The organism is Paenalicyclobacillus ferrooxydans (assembly GCF_001399675.1).
Classification (GTDB): domain Bacteria; phylum Bacillota; class Bacilli; order Alicyclobacillales; family Alicyclobacillaceae; genus Alicyclobacillus_B; species Alicyclobacillus_B ferrooxydans.
Map to the genome: position 1 here is coordinate 22,870 of NZ_LJCO01000017.1, position 16,448 is coordinate 39,317.

Genomic DNA, 16,448 nt, shown 5'->3' on the forward strand with positions numbered 1-16,448 from the left:
GACGATGCCTTGCACATTCACATTGTGCAGCAGCCCTTGCCTCGTATCGATGAGCGTGAATTTCAGTGCAAGGCAACCGGAGAACGCAGCTGGAAAAGACTCGATGAGTGGGTGAAGCAATGGCTGTTCTGACGATGGATACCTCAACCCAGGCGCTTGCCGTTGGACTCGGAGACGGAGAACAGGTGCTGGTCTCTGCGGTATCGCTCATCCCACGCGCTCATTCCCGATTGCTGCAACCCATGTTGCAGCAACTTCTCGAAAAGGCGGGTCTTACCGCACGCGACTTAACCGAGATTGCGGTTGGAGTTGGACCGGGATCGTACACGGGCGTACGTCTCGCTGTTGCTACGGTTAAGGCGATGGCATTGGCTCTCAACATCCCGGTCATCCCCATCCCGACACTTGCTGCTCTCGCCGAAGCTGCCTGTCCCGGGGAGACTCTCCAGTCAACCTATGTCATGCCGCTTGTCTACGCGCGTCGGGAACGGGCTTTTGGCGCCATTTATAAGAAAACTGGCGTACAATGGACCTGTACCGACGAAGCTCAGGTTTTGCAGGTCGCAGATTGGATGGAGCGGCTTCACGAATACCGAGCGAATGTACCGGACTCATATTGTGTGGTTGTTCATGACTTCAGCGGTCGATCCGATGCTGCCGCCGCCAAGTCCCTGGAAGATGGTCGGACTTTTGTGAACGCAGTGCTTCCGCTGGCTAGCGTGGCAGGAAATCTCGGAGCTGCCATGCAACGTATCGCAACGCGGCAGGATTTTGGTTGCACACCGCGAAACGGGGAGGATATCCATGCGCTTGTTCCAGAGTATGCGTTACGCGTGGAAGCTGAGGTCAAGCAAAGCGAGAGGGGAACGGTTGATGGTACCAGCTGAGGCGTTCAACTTTGAGAACATGACCCTGCGACGGATGATGCTCCAGGACATTGATCAAGTCCTGCAAGTCGAACATCGTTGCTTTACTGCTCCTTGGTCACGGCAGGCCTTTGTCACAGAACTGGTTGACAATCGACTTGCACACTACCTTGTCCTCGAATACGAACATCGCGTGGTCGGTTACGCCGGGGTATGGCTGGTTGTCGATGAAGGACATGTCACGAATGTCGCGGTTGATCCGGATTTTCAAGGGCGTCATCTCGGCGAATTCCTAATGCGCACATTGATGGATTACTGCGCTTCACAGGGTCTGCAGCGGATCACGCTTGAGGTGCGCGTGACAAATACGACTGCTCAGAACCTGTACACCAAACTGGGCTTTGTGGGCGTTGGGAAACGCCGCGGCTATTATACAGACAACAACGAGGATGCACTCATCATGTGGGCTGAACTCCCAGGGGAATGGGCATCATCAGAGATAGATTGAGCGGATTGCATGCCTGATGGTTCTGTTGGATGCCTATGTTGGGCCATGGAACGAAGACTCAATCGAATAGACGAATATATCAAATTGGAGGAGACGACGGAATTGCGGATCCTTGGTATAGAGACAAGCTGTGATGAGACAGCCGCTGCCGTTGTCGAGAACGGTCGCATTATACTCGGCCAAACGATTGCTTCACAGATCGATATTCATACAAAATTCGGCGGAGTCGTACCGGAGATGGCCTCACGAGTGCATGTTGAGACGATTACACAGGTGGTGGAACAGACACTTGTGGAGTCTGGCATCACGTGGTCAGACCTTGACGGGATAGCCGTGACGTGCGGGCCAGGTCTGCTTGGCGCCTTACTTGTTGGGGTGTCAGCCGCCAAAGGGTACGCGCTCGCGACGGGATTGCCTCTGATTCCCGTGCACCATATTGCTGGGCATGTTGCCGCAGCGCTGATCGACAACGCTGTAGATCTGCCGTTTTTGGCGCTGGTGGTATCTGGCGGCCATACTGAGATCTTGTCAGTGGACGAGCAGTTTGTGTTCACCAGGCTTGGCGGTACGAAGGACGACGCAGCGGGTGAGGCCTACGACAAAGTTGCCCGCATGGTTGGACTGGCGTATCCGGGCGGGCCAAAGGTAGATGAGATGGCTGCCAAGGGGAATCCGGTGGCTTTCAGTTTCCCGCGATCGTTGATAGACGAAGACAACTACGACTTCTCGTTCAGTGGATTAAAAACTTCTGTGTTAAATGAGATCAATCAACGGCGCCAGAAGGGTGACGAGGTCCCTGTTGCCGACCTTTGTGCAAGCTTTCAACAAGCAGTGGTTGAAGTGTTGGTGGAAAAGGCGGCGCGAGCGATGAAACAAACCGGATCGAACCAACTTGTCGTCGCTGGAGGTGTAGCTGCCAATCAGGGGCTGCGCAAAGCCTTGCAAGAGCGCGCCAAACAAGATAGTTTTAAGGTCCATTTTCCGCCGCTGTCTTTATGTACAGACAACGCAGCGATGATTGCTGCTGCGGGTACTAAGGCATTAGAGAGAGGACTTACGCACGATTTGTCCCTCGACGCCTACGCGACACTTTCCCTCGCAGATTGGCAAGCTGGTCGTTTTCCCCGCCGTGCCTGATATAGGGAACCTACTTTTCTTACAAAATCCGTCAATCTCCATCAAAACTGTCACTTTCGTTTTTCTGTATGGTCGATATAATAGGTTCATAACCATAGCAGACCGATCTAGTTTATAATCTTTATAGATAGTTAAGGAAAGGGTCCCAATCCGGATCCGAATGATAATTTGGGAGGTATGACGGGCGTGGGACTTGACTTGTTGCGGATAGGACGCTTTTGCCTGGAACTCGCAGCGTCGATGATGGTGTCCGTATTGGTCGTTTGGGCGCTCGCCACCTTTAGCAGCGGATTGTTCATTGCTCGGCATGTCGGCAATGTCATGAAGTGGCTTCGCCTTCATCAAGCTGAGTAAACGGACGAATGACTTGAACAAATGACTTGAACAAATGACTTGATTGAACAGAACAGGGTTGCCAGAAGCCAACTTGAACATGGGCCTCTGCAACCCTCTATTTGTGACAGGGAGAAGCTGTCGGATTCGGAGCCTGTCGCTAGGGGGCAGATTTGGAACGGATCGATGCGGGCTGAAGTGAATTGGTAGTGGATTGGAACGGATCGATACGGGCTGAAGTAGATTGGTAGTGGATTGGAACGGATCCTGTGCTATAAAGGGGCCGTCCCCGGCTGGGAACGTTGCCGTCAGCTCGCAGCCACTCCAGTATAGACAGCGATAGCATCGCGAAGAAACACTGCACCGCCGGGAACGATGTCGTCGTAGTGTTTACGGAAGCGATCATCGTCAACGTACATTTGTGCGAGTCTCGCGTGTGCCTCCTTGCTGTAATCGCTCCAGTAATGAATCAGCCACTGATGGTGAAGGTGCGCCAGTCGTTGTGCTGTTTCTCCAGCGGGATCGCCTGACTGTACAGCCGTTTGCAACGTGCTTCGTATACGATCTTCCAACGTCGCCATGCCCTCGAATGTCTTGGGGCTCATCTCCAGCAAACGCTGGTTGGATTCATCCACCGCTTTATCGCCGTATTGGGCCCGAATTTCATCTCCATAGAGTTCTTCGTTCTGTTGCACGAGATTGCGCTTAAATCCCTCGAACTTCTCCTTGTCCTGCATCGTCACTCGTCCTTCCTCACTGGCAATCGTTTTTTCCACATTTTGAATCAAGGTATTCAGTTGCACTTGCTTCTCTTGGAGTCGCTTCAGGTGCTCTTTGAGTGCAGTCAGCGCATCAAAATTTGGTGAATCAAGAATCTGGCGGATGGTATCGAGTTCCACGCCAAGTTCCCGGTATAACAGGATTTGTTGCAGCTTTTCGATTTCCTGTGAACTGTAGATTCGGTATCTCGACGAACTTACGCGAGCCGGTTTCAACAGCCCGATCTCGTCATAATACCTCAGCGTCCGTGCACTGACTCCGGCCATTCTAGTGAGTTGTTGAATGGTATATTCCGCTGTCATCACCCCCAACGCATGATTCATCGTCGTATGCCAACTGGTTTCCTGATGTCTTTCACTCTAAACCTTTACGCACCGTCAAGGTCAAGACATGAATATCACGACATTCAGAAGCGGGATTGAACGGGCTGGTGTATGCTGATGTTAATAATGGTGACGACGGGAGTGGATAGGAAATGGCTGATTTAAAACTTTCGGATGCCGATATTGCCGCGCGCCTAGCAGCTCTGCCGGAATGGAAAATTGATGGAAAGGTCATCTCACGGAGGTTTTCGTTTTCTTCATTTCCTGAGGCGATCCAGTTCACAAACAGCGTTGCGGAGATTGCCGAGGAGAGAAAGCATCATCCGTTCATTCAGATCGACTTCAAACACGTTACGCTGAAGTTAACCACTTGGCATGCAGGCGGACTGACAGAAGAAGACTTCGAGGAAGCAAGGGCGTTCGATGCATTATATCAGTCCTAGATATGGTCTCTGAACTAGACTTAATCCAGTGGAGGAAGACGATGGAGAGAATTGTACATGGGGTAAAGGTAAAAGGGCTTCAAGTGGACCCTGAGACGCGTTGCGAGCATTACGCTGCAGACGTGGACATCATCGCGATCAAGTTCGCATGTTGTGATACGTATTACCCTTGCAGAGAATGTCATGACGCTTTGCGCGATCACGATGCAAAGACATGGAAGCCGGCGGAATTCGGCGAGAAGGCGGTGCTTTGTGGACATTGTGGACGTGAGCTTACGATTGAGGAATATCTCAGATCTGACTCACGCTGTCCGGAGTGCCATGCACCGTTCAATCCTCGGTGCAGTTTTCACTATCACTCGTACTTTGACGTCCCTTCGGAAGCGTAAATTTGTAACAGCCACGGGTTAGAGTTACGGGTTAGAGTTACGGGTTAGAGTTACGGGATTGGTCAGGTTTCGATCCTGAGGTTGGGGCGACAGCATGAAGGCCGCATGGAGCAGGCAGGAGCAGGCAGGAGCAGGCAGGAGCAGGCAGGAGCAGGCAGGAGCAGGCAGGAGCAGGCAGGAGCAGGCAGGAGCAGGCAGGAGCAGGCAGGAGCAGGCAGGAGCAGGGGAACGGCCATAACTTCCGCTATTGTGTCAATAAGGGACAAAAACGGTTTATCCTTTCAGAACGAACGAACAAAATTTCCCTTATCGCTCTGATTTGAATCGTAGCTCGGTCACCAACGAACAAATCTTCCCTTGTTGCCTGATTTTCATCTTGATTTGGGGTCGCGGAGCCGAACAGCGAACAATTTGTTCGTTGTTCGGCAGATTTTAGTTGAAAAACCCCATTAAGGAACAACTTTTCCCTTAGGCGCCGGGCATTAAGAGGCTCGCAGCGACTTAGCCAGGCGTCCTCGCACCAACCAGGCCGCGGTAAGTCGCTGACAGCCACTTAAATCGCCGAAAATATCACTTTAAGTCGCTGGCACCGGCTTAACGGATCGGACCGTCGGGCATTAAGAGGCTCGCAGCGACTTAACCAGGCGTGACCGCACCAACCAAGCAGTGGTAAGTCGCTGACAGCCACTTAAGTCACCGAAAATGTCACTTTAAGTCGCTGGCACCGACTTAACGGATCGGACGGAAGGGTATTAAGTCGCTCACAGCGACTTAATCGGTTGGACGGAAGGGTATTAAGCGGCTGACAGCCGCTTAACTGGGCGGGTTCCCAGAGCTAAGCGGCTGTAAATCCAATCATGGGGTCTTTGTACCGTGCCGATTTGACACCGGCACCTGCCGTAGTGCGAACCGCCGGCCCCCCACCTCAGTGACGGTCCCTGCCTGAGTGACGGTCCGCCGACCCGCCGGTCCCTGCCTATACCTGCCTTAGTGACGCGCCTAGCCGCTTACGACAACTTGTACACGAGGGCCTCGTATGGTCGGAGGCTGAGACGTCGAACATCCAGGCTTTCACGTGCTTCGTAGTTCGACACAATCAGCTCGACTGCAGTCTCGGGGAGACCTGTTGGCAGAGTGAACTCAGCCTCATCACCGTAGAAATTGCAAATCACCAGCCATACTTCTTCGCCAAGTGTGCGAGTGTAGGCGTAGATCTGCGGGTGGTCACGGAGAATCAGGTCGTACTTCCCGTAGACCATAATCAGATGGTTATGGCGCAGGTCTACAAGCTTCTGATAATAGTGGAACACGGAGTTCGGGTCTTCAAGCGCTGCTTTTGCGTTGATGTCCACGTAATTCGGGTTCATTCCAATCCATGGTGTACCCTTTGTGAACCCTGCATTTGCACTCGCATCCCATTGCATCGGCGTACGGGCGTTGTCCCTTCCCTTGACGTGGATGGCATGGAGGAGCTTGTCGGCATCACCGCTGCCTTCGACGATCCGTTCCCGCCACAGATTGTGAATCTCCACATCTCGGTAGTCCTCGATGCTTGGGAACGCAACATTCGTCATGCCGAGCTCTTCGCCCTGATAGATGTACGGTGTGCCTTGTTGTAAATGCAGGAATGTGGCCAGCATCTTTGCAGACTCAACCCGGTAGTTTTTATCGTCGCCAAACCGCGAGACTGAGCGGGGTTGGTCGTGGTTGTTCAGATACAGGCTGTTCCATGCTTTTCCGTACAGTTCATCTTGCCAGCGGCTCATGATGACTTTGAGATCGCTCAGTTTCCAAGGTGCCAAGTCCCACTTTCCGCCAGGACCGGAATCGACATCTGTATGTTCAAACTGAAACACCATGTTCAGCTCATCTCGGTTATACCCAGCGTAAAGCTGTGCATCCTGTGGCGTCACTCCGCCAGTTTCTCCGACAGTCATGATGTCGTACTTGGACAGAACCCGCTCGTTCATCTCCTGGATGTATTCGTGGACTTTCGGGCCGTTGGTAAAGAACTCTCCGCCCCAAGCGTATTTCTCGCCCGGTGCCGGTGTTGCATCAGGCAGACCCTCTACTTTTGAGATGCAGTTGATGACGTCCATGCGAAATCCGTCGATGCCCTTGTCGAGCCAGAACGTCATCAGATCGTAGACTTCGTTGCGCACCTTGGGGTTTTCCCAGTTCAAATCAGGTTGTTTGCTGCTGAACAGGTGCAAGAAGTATTCATCCGTCGCTTCGTCATATTTCCATGCCGATCCGCTGAAAAATGACACCCAGTTGTTTGGCTCGCTTCCGTCTTTGCCGGGGCGCCATATGTAGTAATCGCGAAACGGGTTTTCTTTTGATTTCCGGGACTCGATAAACCAGGGATGCTCATCAGATGAGTGATTTACGACCAAGTCCATGACCAACTTTATGCCGCGTTTGTGCATTTCTGAGAGCATTTCATCAAAATCTTCCATGGTGCCAAACTCTCGCATGACGTCACGGTAGTTGCTGATGTCATAACCGTTATCGTCGTTTGGCGACTCGTAAATCGGGCTTAACCAGACGACATCGACGCCGAGTTCCTTCAAATAGTCGAGCCGTGATGTGATGCCTTTCAGATCTCCGATGCCGTCACCGTTCGAATCCATGAAGCTGCGCGGATAAATTTGGTAGACAACGGCTTCTTTCCACCACTTGCGATCGAGATCAATCACGCTGGCCCCTGCGCTTGCACGCTCGGCTTTTTTCTGTTGATTTGAGCTATCGTTTGACTGCAAGATGACGTTCCTCCTCGATGTCCATACCGTGTGCAGTGTTTAGCTTGCCGGTATCCAACAATCAGTAATTATACCTGGAGGCCTCAGCCCTTGACAGCACCAGCTGTAAGACCTGCGACAATCCATCTCCGGAATATGATCACCAAGATGACAATCGGCACGATGGATACGATGGAACCCGCAAAGATATCTCCGTACGGGATGTTGAACTGGCCGCTGAAGAGGGCGATACCAACCGGAATCGTCCGCATGTTATCGGACGAGTTGAAGACAAGTGCCATAAAAAATTCTGTCCAGGCAGCCACAAAAGTAAAGACGGCAGCGGTGAACAGACCCGGTGTTGTCAGCGGCAAGAAGATACGGTAGAAGGTTTGAAAAATCGTCGCACCATCGATTTTTGCGGCTTCGAGCAGCGCACCCGGCACCTGTAAAAAGTAATTCCTCAAGATCCAAATTGCAAACGGAAGATTAAATGCAGTATATGGCACTATCAACGCCTGATAACTGTTTAACCAACCAATCTGTCGCAAAATCATATAGAGCGGGGTAATCACCGCTATCGGCGGGAACACAGAGATGATAAGCAGTCCAATCAGGGTTGGAGTTTTCGCACGTATCGGCAGCCGAGCAATCGAAAATCCAGCCATACTGGCCAAAGCCAAAACCAGAAATGTCGTGATGACGGCCACGATAACGCTGTTGATGATATACTTGGCAAACCCAAATTTGACAAATGCATTGGTGTAATGCGCAAAAGTCCAGTGTCGTGGGAACAACGAAGGCGGGTAGGCCCCAATATCCATATTTGGCTTGAAGGACGTGATAAACATCCAGTAAAACGGCAGTAAGATGATGATTAGAAACAGAATCAGAACCACCCAGCCGATGACGCGCTGTGTTCGAGATTGGATCATGCTGCATCCCCCTCCACCATGCTTCGAAATGCTGAAAGGAAAATCAGGCAGACGGCGAGCACGAGGATGACTGTACTGACAGCGATCGATGCTCCGATGCCAAAGTGCAGGTTTTGAAACAGGGACGTTTCGCCAAGCATAGCCAGTGACTCAGTAGAGTTTCCTGGTCCGCCATTGGTAAGGACAAACGGCAGGTCGAACACGCCGAATGCCTGTAAGATGCGAAAGAGTGCCGCCAACGAGATACTGCCGCGAAGAAGGGGGAAGGTGATATTCCAAAAAACTTCCCATTTGTTTGCTCCATCAATATAGGCAGCTTCGTAGTAGTCCTTCGGAATCATCTGCAGTCCACTGACTAGGATGATGACAACAAAGGGGGTTGTCTTCCAAATGTCTGCCACCATCATCGAGATCACGGCGCTGACTGGTGTGCCAAGCCATGTGACAGGCTGGCTCACAATATGCAGGGAGGTTACGATGTAGTTTAAAACCCCGTACACACCGTTGTATATGTAACCCCACATTTGAGCCGAAATCACCGTGATGAGCGACCAGGGAATCAGCATCACGACAATAGACACGCCCTGCAACCGTTGTACATTTTGAATGGCGAGTGCAATCAGCATGCCAAGTACAAGCTCAACGATGACGGTCACGATGGCGTAATAAACAGTGAACCATACGCTGTGCCAGAACACCCCGCTGTTTACAAGAACTCCATAGTTTTTCAAGCCGATAAATGACATCTTATAGCCGCTTGTCGTCAATTGAATGTCATTCAAGCTCATAAACACGGAGTACACGATAGGAAACAGCGTGACGACTGCAATCACAAGGATGGCAGGGGACAAAAGTCCGTACCCAGACCGTCGATCCGATGCTTGTAGGGACTTTCTTGCCTGTACTGGCGGTAAACTTGGCACTTGTGCTTCCATCAATGCCTCACCTCAATATTGGATGGAGGGTGTGGCTGACCACACCCTCCGCTCCTGACTCGAATTGAAACATCCCAATTCGGGACTTTGAAACGATTATAGTCCGCCGCCGCTTGCAGCCTGGTTAATTTGCGTTTGTGCCTGCTGCAACGCAGCCGAAACACTCACTGAACCCGTCAGAGCAGCGTTGACGTTCGTGTAGAGGGCTTTCGAGATGGCCGGGTAGTTCGGGTTCTGATCTGGACGAGAAACGTAATGCGTCTTGCTGACAAGCCCGAAGATGGGGCTGACTGCTTGCACGGATGGATCATTCGCGACCTGAGCATTGGTCGGGATTTCAGAGAACTGTTTGGCCAAAATGGTCTGTGCTTGCGTGTTTGTCATCCAGTCAATAAATGTAACCGCAGCCTGTGTGTGTTGCGTATGCGGGTTGATGTACAAGTCCCAGCCACCGATGGTGCTGTACCCGCTTGCGCCGCCAAAGGTCGGAAGCACAGTTACACCAACCTTGCCGACAACCTTGGAACTCTTGTTGTTTTGCGAGTCCGACCATGCATACGACCAGTTACGGAGGAATGCAGCGTTGCCCTGGACGAACACGTCCTCAGATTGTGGTTCTTGGAAGTTGATGACTGACTTTGGAGTCACGCCGCTGGTGATGAGCCCGCGCATAAAGGTGAGGGCTTTGATTGCTTGCGGTGAGTCGATGGCAGCTTTGCCGCTTGAGTTGAGTACCTGTCCGCCTGCGTCCGTTAAGTACTCTGTAAAGTCACACGTCAAACCTTCGTAAGACGCTCCCTGCCAGACAAAGCCGTATTGGACCAGACCTTTTTTCTGCAAGGTTTCTGCCTCTTGCTGTACTTGCTGCCAAGAGGTTGGGACAGGCAGACCAGCTTGCTTCAGAAGGTCTTTGCGGTAGAACAGGAAGCCCGAGTCAGCAAAGAACGGGGCTGCATAAACCTTGCCTTGGTAGGTCGCACCTTGCACCAAGCCCTTCGAGAATCGATTAAAAAAGTTCGATGGAACAACTCCGTTGAGCGGCATAGCTAATTGGTTACTGGCAAACTGCGCCGGCCAAACAACATCGCCCATATATACGTCTGGTGTCGCAGCACCGCCGCCAATCGTGGTTGTGAGGCTGGCACGGTTGGTGTCAGTGTTGCTGTTCTGGTCTTGAAGGGTTACGTGGATATTGGGGTGCTCCGCATTGAATTTGCTAATCAGGGTCTGCCGAAGTCCGGTGTGGGTAATCGGAGGCGCAGCCCATACGATGTTGACAACGCCGCCGGCCCCGGAACCTGCAGCGGTGTTGGTACTGTTGGTGGTTGCATTTGTCCCTGCTGTTCCATTGGAAGCGTTGTTGGTACCCGTGCCGCAACCTGCAAGCAACCCGCCAGCGACTGTGAGCGTGGCAAGAATGGCGCCGCCTCTGTAAAGACCTTTCATTCTGAAATCCCCCTTTTCACTGTTGAACCTGAAACTACAACAGGCTTCGCACGGACTCCCGTTCAACCATTCGGTGAGGCAAGTAATACACCCCAGTTGGCTTCGGTTCCTTCGGATGTTGAATCATGCCGAGGAGACTATGTACTGCCTGGGCCCCGATTTCAGCAAAGGGTTGTGCCACCGTAGTCAAAGCAGGGATCGTCATCCGTGCCATCGTCAGGTCGTCAAATCCGACGATGGACATGTCGTCTGGAACATGTAAGCCCATATCATACAAGCAACGCATTGCACCCAGTGCCATTTCGTCACTCGCTGCACACACAGCGGTGAGCTGATTGACGGACTGACGCTCCAAGAGCTTCTGCATTGCTGTATAACCACTGTCAAACCGATAATTTCCGACTTCTACCCACTCTGGGTGATATCCGATGTCGTAATGAATGACACCATTTCGATAACCCTGCAGACGCAATTCGCCGGTGATATCATCTGTTTCTTCGCCTGTAATCATTCCAATCCGACGATGACCCCGCGACACCAGGTATGACACAACATCAAACTCTGCCCGAACTTCATCAACTTTGTAAGCTGGCAGAGAGATTCCGCCTCTTGCTTCAGTTAGAGTGAGAGCTACAGGGATTTGCAGGCGTTGCAACAACGCATCGTAATCATCGGTCACAACTTTACTGCTGAAGATGATGCCTTCTACTTGATGCTGTTTTAGAAATGCGAAACCTTCCAGTGAGCGGCTGCGTGAATGTTGGGAGTCAAATAGCAGTACTTTCATACCGTTTTCCCGACTTGCTCGCTCAATTCCGCCATACAGTTCAGTAAAGAACAAATCGTTGATTCCAGGAATAACCAGGCCGATGGTGTGCGTTGCCTGAGAGCTGAGTCCGCGAGCGATAGCGTTCGGCTGGAAATGCAGCGTTTTCATGGAATGCCGAACTTTTTCTTTGGTAGTTTCATCAACCAACTCTGGGCGATTCAGCACGCGGGAGACGGTCGCAGGCGAAACGCCGGCATGCGTTGCAACATCCCGAATTGTGACCTTCATGATTAACCTCCGAATGTCTGCAAAGCCATCTCAGTACGCATGACACAAGTGCATGAATTCCTGAAACAACTATGAATTATTTTCATAAAACGGTTTCATTGCGGATAGCATACTTCGTTTCGAAAACGCTGTCAAGACTGCTGTTCAATATGTATTTTTCTGCTAGGATTGGGAATGTTTTCATGTAAATTCGACCAATTTCAGAGAACTGATTCAGCTTTGGTGCGTCTCAAGGACTAAGGATGAGAGCGCTCTCACGTCAGTCGACCTACGGCTTCATTCTGTTTATCCTTAATCCCACGAGAAAGTTGTACATGTTTCTGTTATCGGTTTCATAACCGTACTAATATCGGCAACCACCCAACTGCGTTGCTTGGGTCAGCGCAGACCCAACTTTCGCAGGCGGTATTGCAGGTTTTGACGACTGAGGCCAAGTATCCGTGCGGCTTGGGAAACGTTGCCGCCCGCACGAGAGAGGATTTCACCAATGTATGCCCGTTCATAGGTTTCCAAGACTGTATGCAGGTCTGGTCGTGACCCGACAGATGGGGTGACAGATGGGGTGACAGATGGGGTGACAGATGGAGTGACAGATGGAGTGACAGATGGAGTGACCCAAGATGTGCCCACACTGCCATTCGACTGAGGGAAGACCTCAGGGGTCGCACTTGCAGTTTCGACGGCTGGATGTTCAGCCGCTGTGTCTTGCTTCTGGGGTGCGTCGTTGTGCCTAGCCATCCCGTCGCTAAGATGCGCACTCGCCTTGCTGCCCTGGGTCAGCCGTCTGCGGATGTGAAATGGGAGGGATTCTGCATGAATCACGTTATCGCCCTCGAGTAGATTCATGGCGCCCTCAATCGCGTGCTCTAATTCGCGTACGTTTCCGGGCCATGAGTAGTGCGTAAACCGCTCGATCAGGGACGCCTCAATGCCTTGTACCTTGAGGTGAAACAATTGATTGTACTTGTCGATAAAGTGCTGGACCAGAATGGGAATATCACCAGGTCGCTCTCGCAGCGGGGGGAGGAACAATGTGACCACCCCGAGTCGATAATAAAGGTCCTTGCGCAAGCGGTTTGCGGCAACAGCGTCCACCGGATCCTCGTTGATAGTCGCTAAGACTCGAATATCAACTGGTTTGTCTTTTGTCGCGCCAACCCTTCGAACAGTCCGCTCCTGAAGCACGCGCAAGAGTTTCGCTTGCAACGCTGGACTAAGCGCGTTCAGTTCGTCGAGCAAAAGTGTGCCCTTGTCTGCTTGTTCAATTAGACCGGGCCTGTCAATCGCCCCGGTAAATGCCCCTCGAACAGTCCCAAACAACAGTCCCTCAATCAAGCTCTCAGGCAACGCGGCGCAGTTCTGCGAGACAAAAGGTCCGTGTGCGCGCGGACCGGCCTGATGCATACTCTGGGCAATCAGTTCCTTTCCTGTACCCGTCTCTCCCACAATCAAAACTGAGGACACGGTGCGAGCTGCCCGTTTAGCCTGCTGCAACACGTCCTGAAGCCCAGAGTCTTCTCCGATGATCCGGTCAAACGTGTACTGCAGGGATGGCTGCAAACGGTCTTGCAGGACCTGTTCCATCGTGGTTACATCGCGGGCGATTTCGACGGCACCGATCACCCTTTCGGCGACCAGAAGAGGATATGTATCGTTAACCGTTGTAATCGCTTTGCCGCGATTGTTGAAGTAAGTTTGACGGATATTACGCGTTTCCTTACACTCCCGGAGGGCGAAGAGAAGCGTACTGTCTTCGTTGTCAGCAAACCGGAACACGTCAGAGATGCGGCGGTCAAGTACGTCGTCAGGCTCCATCGCCTCTAGCTCAGCCATCTTACGGTTATACACCTTCGTCACACCGTCGGAATCGATCACGTGAATCCCTTCGTCAATGTAGCTCAATATAAACGCATGAACAGTGGACCAAAACGCATCCGGAAGCTGTAACGCCATCTGAATCGTCTCCTCTCACAAGTTCAGTGTACATCGGAAATCACTTGGCGCAAATTATTTTTGCTATTGAAAGGCAAATATTATTTGCGCTATGCAAATTCACTCTGCACCATGAGCATTTAGCAGCATTTATGAGCATTAAGGTGATTATGAAGTATTGGTTGATCAGTGCTGGCGAATGAGGTGAATCATTGACAAATCAGCTCAGAAGCGTAGCAGGTTCGGGTTCGCTCTTGCCGGGAAACGGGTATCTTGACCTGGTGGCACGAAAATTGCATATGTCTATAAAACGGAATCGTTGAGGTAGAGTTTTTTATAGGGAGGGTTTGACATGGAGATAACCACATCCATGATGGAACTGGAGTCAAAGTACGGAGCACACAATTATCACCCGCTTCCGATTGTGTTGGTCAAAGGGGAACGCGTTTGGGTTGAGGACCCCGAAGGGAATCGCTATATGGATATGCTCAGCGCCTATTCGGCTCTTAACCAGGGACATCGCCATCCTAAGATTATTGAGGCCCTAACCGACCAAGCGGGGCGCATCACCTTGACCTCGCGGGCCTTCCATAACGACAAACTTGGACCTTTTTACGAGAAGTTGGCGAGCATCACTCAGAAGGAAATGATCCTGCCCATGAACACTGGGGCGGAGGCTGTCGAGACGGCGGTCAAAGCCATCCGTCGCTGGGCTTACGACGTGAAAGGGGTGCCGGATGGTCAGGCTGAAATCATTGTCTGTACTGGTAACTTCCATGGTCGCACAACGACAATCATTTCGTTTTCGTCCGATCCGGAGTATCAACGCGGGTTCGGGCCACTGACACCGGGATTCAAGATTATTCCGTACGGGGACATTGAAGCGCTCCGCAGCGCTATCACCAAGAACACAGCGGCTTTCCTAGTCGAACCGATTCAGGGCGAAGCAGGTATTAACATTCCTCCAGATGGCTTCCTGCGTCAGGCCTACGAACTTTGTCGTGAGAATGAAGTCCTGTTTGTTGCAGACGAAATTCAGACCGGTCTCGGCCGCACCGGCAAGATGTTTGCGTGTGACTGGGAATCTGTCATACCGGACATGTACATCATCGGCAAGGCTTTGGGGGGCGGTGTCATCCCCGTGTCAGCCGTCGCTGCCAACAAGGATGTGCTCGGGGTATTTGAACCGGGATCGCACGGTTCAACGTTCGGTGGAAATCCGCTCGGTTGTGCTGTCGCACTTGCAGCGCTTGAGGTCATCGAGGAGGAACACTTGCCGGATCGTTCTGCGGAGTTGGGTGAGTACTTTGTCAGCAAACTGCGGACCTTGTCCAACCCGGAAATCAAGGAGATCCGAGGCCGCGGCTTATTCATCGGCATCGAATTGAAAACGAAGGCCCGTCCGTATTGCGAGCGTCTGAAAGATATGGGGATCCTGGCGAAGGAAACACACGAAAACACCATCCGGTTTGCTCCGCCGCTGGTCATTACGAAAGAAGAACTCGATTGGGCATTTGAACGCATTCAGAAGGTTCTCGGTTAAACTCAATACTTGCTGCACCCGCCGCCCGGACGAACAAAAGTCCGGGCTTTGCTTTGTCAGGCTTCATCGCTCTCGCCGGTATCCAATTTGGTACATATCCGAAGACTGATTTCGGTACCCTGACATCTGAGGTGGTTCTCATGAACGAGGATGAGCGTATTGAAAGTACCGAAAGCAACCATGAACTCAACCATGAACTATTGATGCACCAGGAAGGGCACGGCTCTGACCTGCAAAATGACATCCCATTGCATGTGCTTGGTGACACACCTCCCGGGCTGTATCCCACTCGTACGCAGATTGCCAACGTGTGTTTTATTGCAGCTGGGGATTCAGGTGAATTCGTGCTTGTCGATGCGGGTGTGTCGCCTGCAGGCAAGCGGATACTGGAGGTTGCGGAAGAACGCTTTGGTCCTGCCGGGAAGCCGCTGGCCATTATCCTGACACACGGTCACTTTGACCATGTGGGTGCCGTCTCGACATTGCTCGAACGGTGGGATGTGCCTGTTTACGCTCATCCATTGGAACTTCCCTATCTGACGGGCGAGTCGGATTATCCTCCAGCAAACCCAGGAGCGGGAGGTGGCCTTATGTCTCTGTTGTCGCCGCTGTATCCACGCGATCCGATTCATCTGGGACAACACGTTCAAGCCTTGCCAAAAGACGGCAGTGTGCCTGGTCTGTCCGATTGGCGTTGGTTGCATACTCCAGGACACACGCCTGGACATGTCTCCTTCTACCGCGAACACGACGGAGCCTTGATCGCCGGGGATGCCTTTACCACTGTAAAACAGGAGTCTTTGCTTGCCGTGCTTACACAGCACGCCGAAGTGCATGGACCACCGGCATACTTTACGACGGATTGGGATGCGGCGTGGAATTCGGTGCGTCTCTTAGCAATGCTTCATCCCGCATGGGCCATCACGGGTCATGGTCTTGCCATGTCAGGCGCTTCGCTGCAGGAGGGGCTGATTGATCTCGCAGCCCGCTTTGACGAGCTAGCCATGCCTGATGAGGAGCGTTTCTTGCAATGACGGATCGGTAACCGGCATTGGTCCAAAACGTCCTAGAAGTATGCGA

The 16,448-nt window shown here is 52.0% G+C and carries 16 protein-coding genes; 9 read left to right on the forward strand and 7 right to left on the reverse strand.

Going from position 1 to position 16,448, the window contains the following annotated elements:
• Positions 1-119: 119 nt before the first annotated feature.
• From tsaB to AN477_RS24270, 4 genes are all read left to right on the forward strand, one after another.
• On the forward strand, positions 120-887 hold the full coding sequence (gene tsaB, locus AN477_RS04320) for a tRNA (adenosine(37)-N6)-threonylcarbamoyltransferase complex dimerization subunit type 1 TsaB (RefSeq protein ID WP_054967952.1): 768 nt from the start codon (positions 120-122) through the stop codon (positions 885-887).
• On the forward strand, positions 874-1,374 hold the full coding sequence (rimI, locus tag AN477_RS04325; RefSeq protein ID WP_083485945.1) for a ribosomal protein S18-alanine N-acetyltransferase: 501 nt from the start codon (positions 874-876) through the stop codon (positions 1,372-1,374). The genes tsaB and rimI overlap by 14 nt, the downstream gene beginning before the upstream one ends.
• 102 nt (positions 1,375-1,476) lie before the next feature.
• Entirely contained in the window at positions 1,477-2,511 is a 1,035-nt protein-coding gene (gene tsaD, locus AN477_RS04330) for a tRNA (adenosine(37)-N6)-threonylcarbamoyltransferase complex transferase subunit TsaD (RefSeq protein ID WP_083485946.1), read from the forward strand.
• Between the two features lie 186 nt (positions 2,512-2,697).
• Positions 2,698-2,865: a hypothetical protein gene (locus AN477_RS24270; RefSeq protein WP_157061812.1), complete on the forward strand. Its 168-nt coding sequence runs from the start codon at positions 2,698-2,700 to the stop codon at positions 2,863-2,865.
• Between the two features lie 287 nt (positions 2,866-3,152).
• On the opposite strand, the gene AN477_RS04335 is transcribed toward AN477_RS24270, so the two are convergent.
• On the reverse strand, positions 3,153-3,926 hold the full coding sequence (locus tag AN477_RS04335) for a MerR family transcriptional regulator (RefSeq protein ID WP_054967954.1): 774 nt from the start codon (positions 3,924-3,926) through the stop codon (positions 3,153-3,155).
• A gap of 173 nt (positions 3,927-4,099) precedes the next feature.
• Here AN477_RS04335 and AN477_RS04340 point away from each other — a divergent pair, with 173 nt between their 5' ends.
• The 3 genes from AN477_RS04340 to AN477_RS24275 all read left to right on the forward strand — a co-directional run bounded on the left by AN477_RS04340 (position 4,100) and on the right by AN477_RS24275 (position 5,017).
• Positions 4,100-4,390 (forward strand): 4a-hydroxytetrahydrobiopterin dehydratase, encoded by a 291-nt coding sequence (locus tag AN477_RS04340; protein WP_054967955.1) that lies wholly within the window; start codon positions 4,100-4,102, stop codon positions 4,388-4,390.
• A gap of 41 nt (positions 4,391-4,431) precedes the next feature.
• Positions 4,432-4,779, forward strand: coding sequence for a CHY zinc finger protein (locus tag AN477_RS04345; RefSeq protein ID WP_054967956.1), 348 nt, complete (start codon positions 4,432-4,434; stop codon positions 4,777-4,779).
• Between the two features lie 94 nt (positions 4,780-4,873).
• Positions 4,874-5,017: a hypothetical protein gene (locus AN477_RS24275; protein WP_157061813.1), complete on the forward strand. Its 144-nt coding sequence runs from the start codon at positions 4,874-4,876 to the stop codon at positions 5,015-5,017.
• Positions 5,018-5,786: 769 nt separating this feature from the next.
• Here the strand turns inward: AN477_RS24275 and AN477_RS04350 are convergent.
• From AN477_RS04350 to AN477_RS04375, 6 genes are all read right to left on the reverse strand, one after another.
• Entirely contained in the window at positions 5,787-7,412 is a 1,626-nt protein-coding gene (locus tag AN477_RS04350; protein WP_054967987.1) for a glycoside hydrolase family 13 protein, read from the reverse strand.
• Positions 7,413-7,624: 212 nt separating this feature from the next.
• Positions 7,625-8,455 (reverse strand): carbohydrate ABC transporter permease, encoded by an 831-nt coding sequence (locus AN477_RS04355; RefSeq protein WP_054967957.1) that lies wholly within the window; start codon positions 8,453-8,455, stop codon positions 7,625-7,627.
• A complete protein-coding gene (locus AN477_RS04360) occupies positions 8,452-9,390 on the reverse strand; it encodes a carbohydrate ABC transporter permease (protein WP_054967958.1) in 939 nt (312 codons plus the stop codon). The genes AN477_RS04355 and AN477_RS04360 overlap by 4 nt, the downstream gene beginning before the upstream one ends.
• A 96-nt stretch (positions 9,391-9,486) precedes the next feature.
• Positions 9,487-10,836, reverse strand: coding sequence for an ABC transporter substrate-binding protein (locus tag AN477_RS04365; protein WP_054967959.1), 1,350 nt, complete (start codon positions 10,834-10,836; stop codon positions 9,487-9,489).
• Positions 10,837-10,870: 34 nt separating this feature from the next.
• On the reverse strand, positions 10,871-11,893 hold the full coding sequence (locus AN477_RS04370; protein WP_054967960.1) for a LacI family DNA-binding transcriptional regulator: 1,023 nt from the start codon (positions 11,891-11,893) through the stop codon (positions 10,871-10,873).
• Between the two features lie 378 nt (positions 11,894-12,271).
• Positions 12,272-13,846 carry a sigma-54 interaction domain-containing protein gene (locus AN477_RS04375; protein ID WP_054967961.1) on the reverse strand — a complete coding sequence of 525 codons (1,575 nt, stop codon included), beginning with the start codon at positions 13,844-13,846 and terminating at the stop codon, positions 12,272-12,274.
• A 331-nt stretch (positions 13,847-14,177) separates the two neighbouring features.
• On the opposite strand from AN477_RS04375, the gene AN477_RS04380 reads away from it, so the two are divergent.
• The gene (locus AN477_RS04380) at positions 14,178-15,368 is read left to right on the forward strand and encodes an ornithine--oxo-acid transaminase (RefSeq protein WP_157061814.1); all 1,191 of its coding nucleotides are present in this window, start codon (positions 14,178-14,180) and stop codon (positions 15,366-15,368) included.
• A 140-nt stretch (positions 15,369-15,508) separates the two neighbouring features.
• The gene (locus AN477_RS04385) at positions 15,509-16,402 is read left to right on the forward strand and encodes an MBL fold metallo-hydrolase (protein WP_342668540.1); all 894 of its coding nucleotides are present in this window, start codon (positions 15,509-15,511) and stop codon (positions 16,400-16,402) included.
• Positions 16,403-16,448: the final 46 nt, after the last annotated feature.

What these genes read in the sequence shown, in the direction of transcription:
- tsaB (WP_054967952.1), top strand. Translation starts at nt 120, where the DNA reads ATGGCTGTTCTGACGATGGATACCTCAACCCAGGCGCTTGCCGTTGGA.
- AN477_RS04360 (WP_054967958.1), bottom strand. Translation starts at nt 9,390, where the DNA reads ATGGAAGCACAAGTGCCAAGTTTACCGCCAGTACAGGCAAGAAAGTCC.
- AN477_RS04370 (WP_054967960.1), bottom strand. Translation starts at nt 11,893, where the DNA reads ATGAAGGTCACAATTCGGGATGTTGCAACGCATGCCGGCGTTTCGCCT.
- AN477_RS04365 (WP_054967959.1), bottom strand. Translation starts at nt 10,836, where the DNA reads ATGAAAGGTCTTTACAGAGGCGGCGCCATTCTTGCCACGCTCACAGTC.
- AN477_RS04345 (WP_054967956.1), top strand. Translation starts at nt 4,432, where the DNA reads ATGGAGAGAATTGTACATGGGGTAAAGGTAAAAGGGCTTCAAGTGGAC.
- rimI (WP_083485945.1), top strand. Translation starts at nt 874, where the DNA reads ATGGTACCAGCTGAGGCGTTCAACTTTGAGAACATGACCCTGCGACGG.
- AN477_RS04380 (WP_157061814.1), top strand. Translation starts at nt 14,178, where the DNA reads ATGGAGATAACCACATCCATGATGGAACTGGAGTCAAAGTACGGAGCA.
- AN477_RS04335 (WP_054967954.1), bottom strand. Translation starts at nt 3,926, where the DNA reads ATGACAGCGGAATATACCATTCAACAACTCACTAGAATGGCCGGAGTC.
- AN477_RS04355 (WP_054967957.1), bottom strand. Translation starts at nt 8,455, where the DNA reads ATGATCCAATCTCGAACACAGCGCGTCATCGGCTGGGTGGTTCTGATT.
- AN477_RS04340 (WP_054967955.1), top strand. Translation starts at nt 4,100, where the DNA reads ATGGCTGATTTAAAACTTTCGGATGCCGATATTGCCGCGCGCCTAGCA.
- AN477_RS04385 (WP_342668540.1), top strand. Translation starts at nt 15,509, where the DNA reads ATGAACGAGGATGAGCGTATTGAAAGTACCGAAAGCAACCATGAACTC.
- AN477_RS24275 (WP_157061813.1), top strand. Translation starts at nt 4,874, where the DNA reads ATGAAGGCCGCATGGAGCAGGCAGGAGCAGGCAGGAGCAGGCAGGAGC.
- AN477_RS04350 (WP_054967987.1), bottom strand. Translation starts at nt 7,412, where the DNA reads ATGGATTCGAACGGTGACGGCATCGGAGATCTGAAAGGCATCACATCA.
- AN477_RS04375 (WP_054967961.1), bottom strand. Translation starts at nt 13,846, where the DNA reads ATGGCGTTACAGCTTCCGGATGCGTTTTGGTCCACTGTTCATGCGTTT.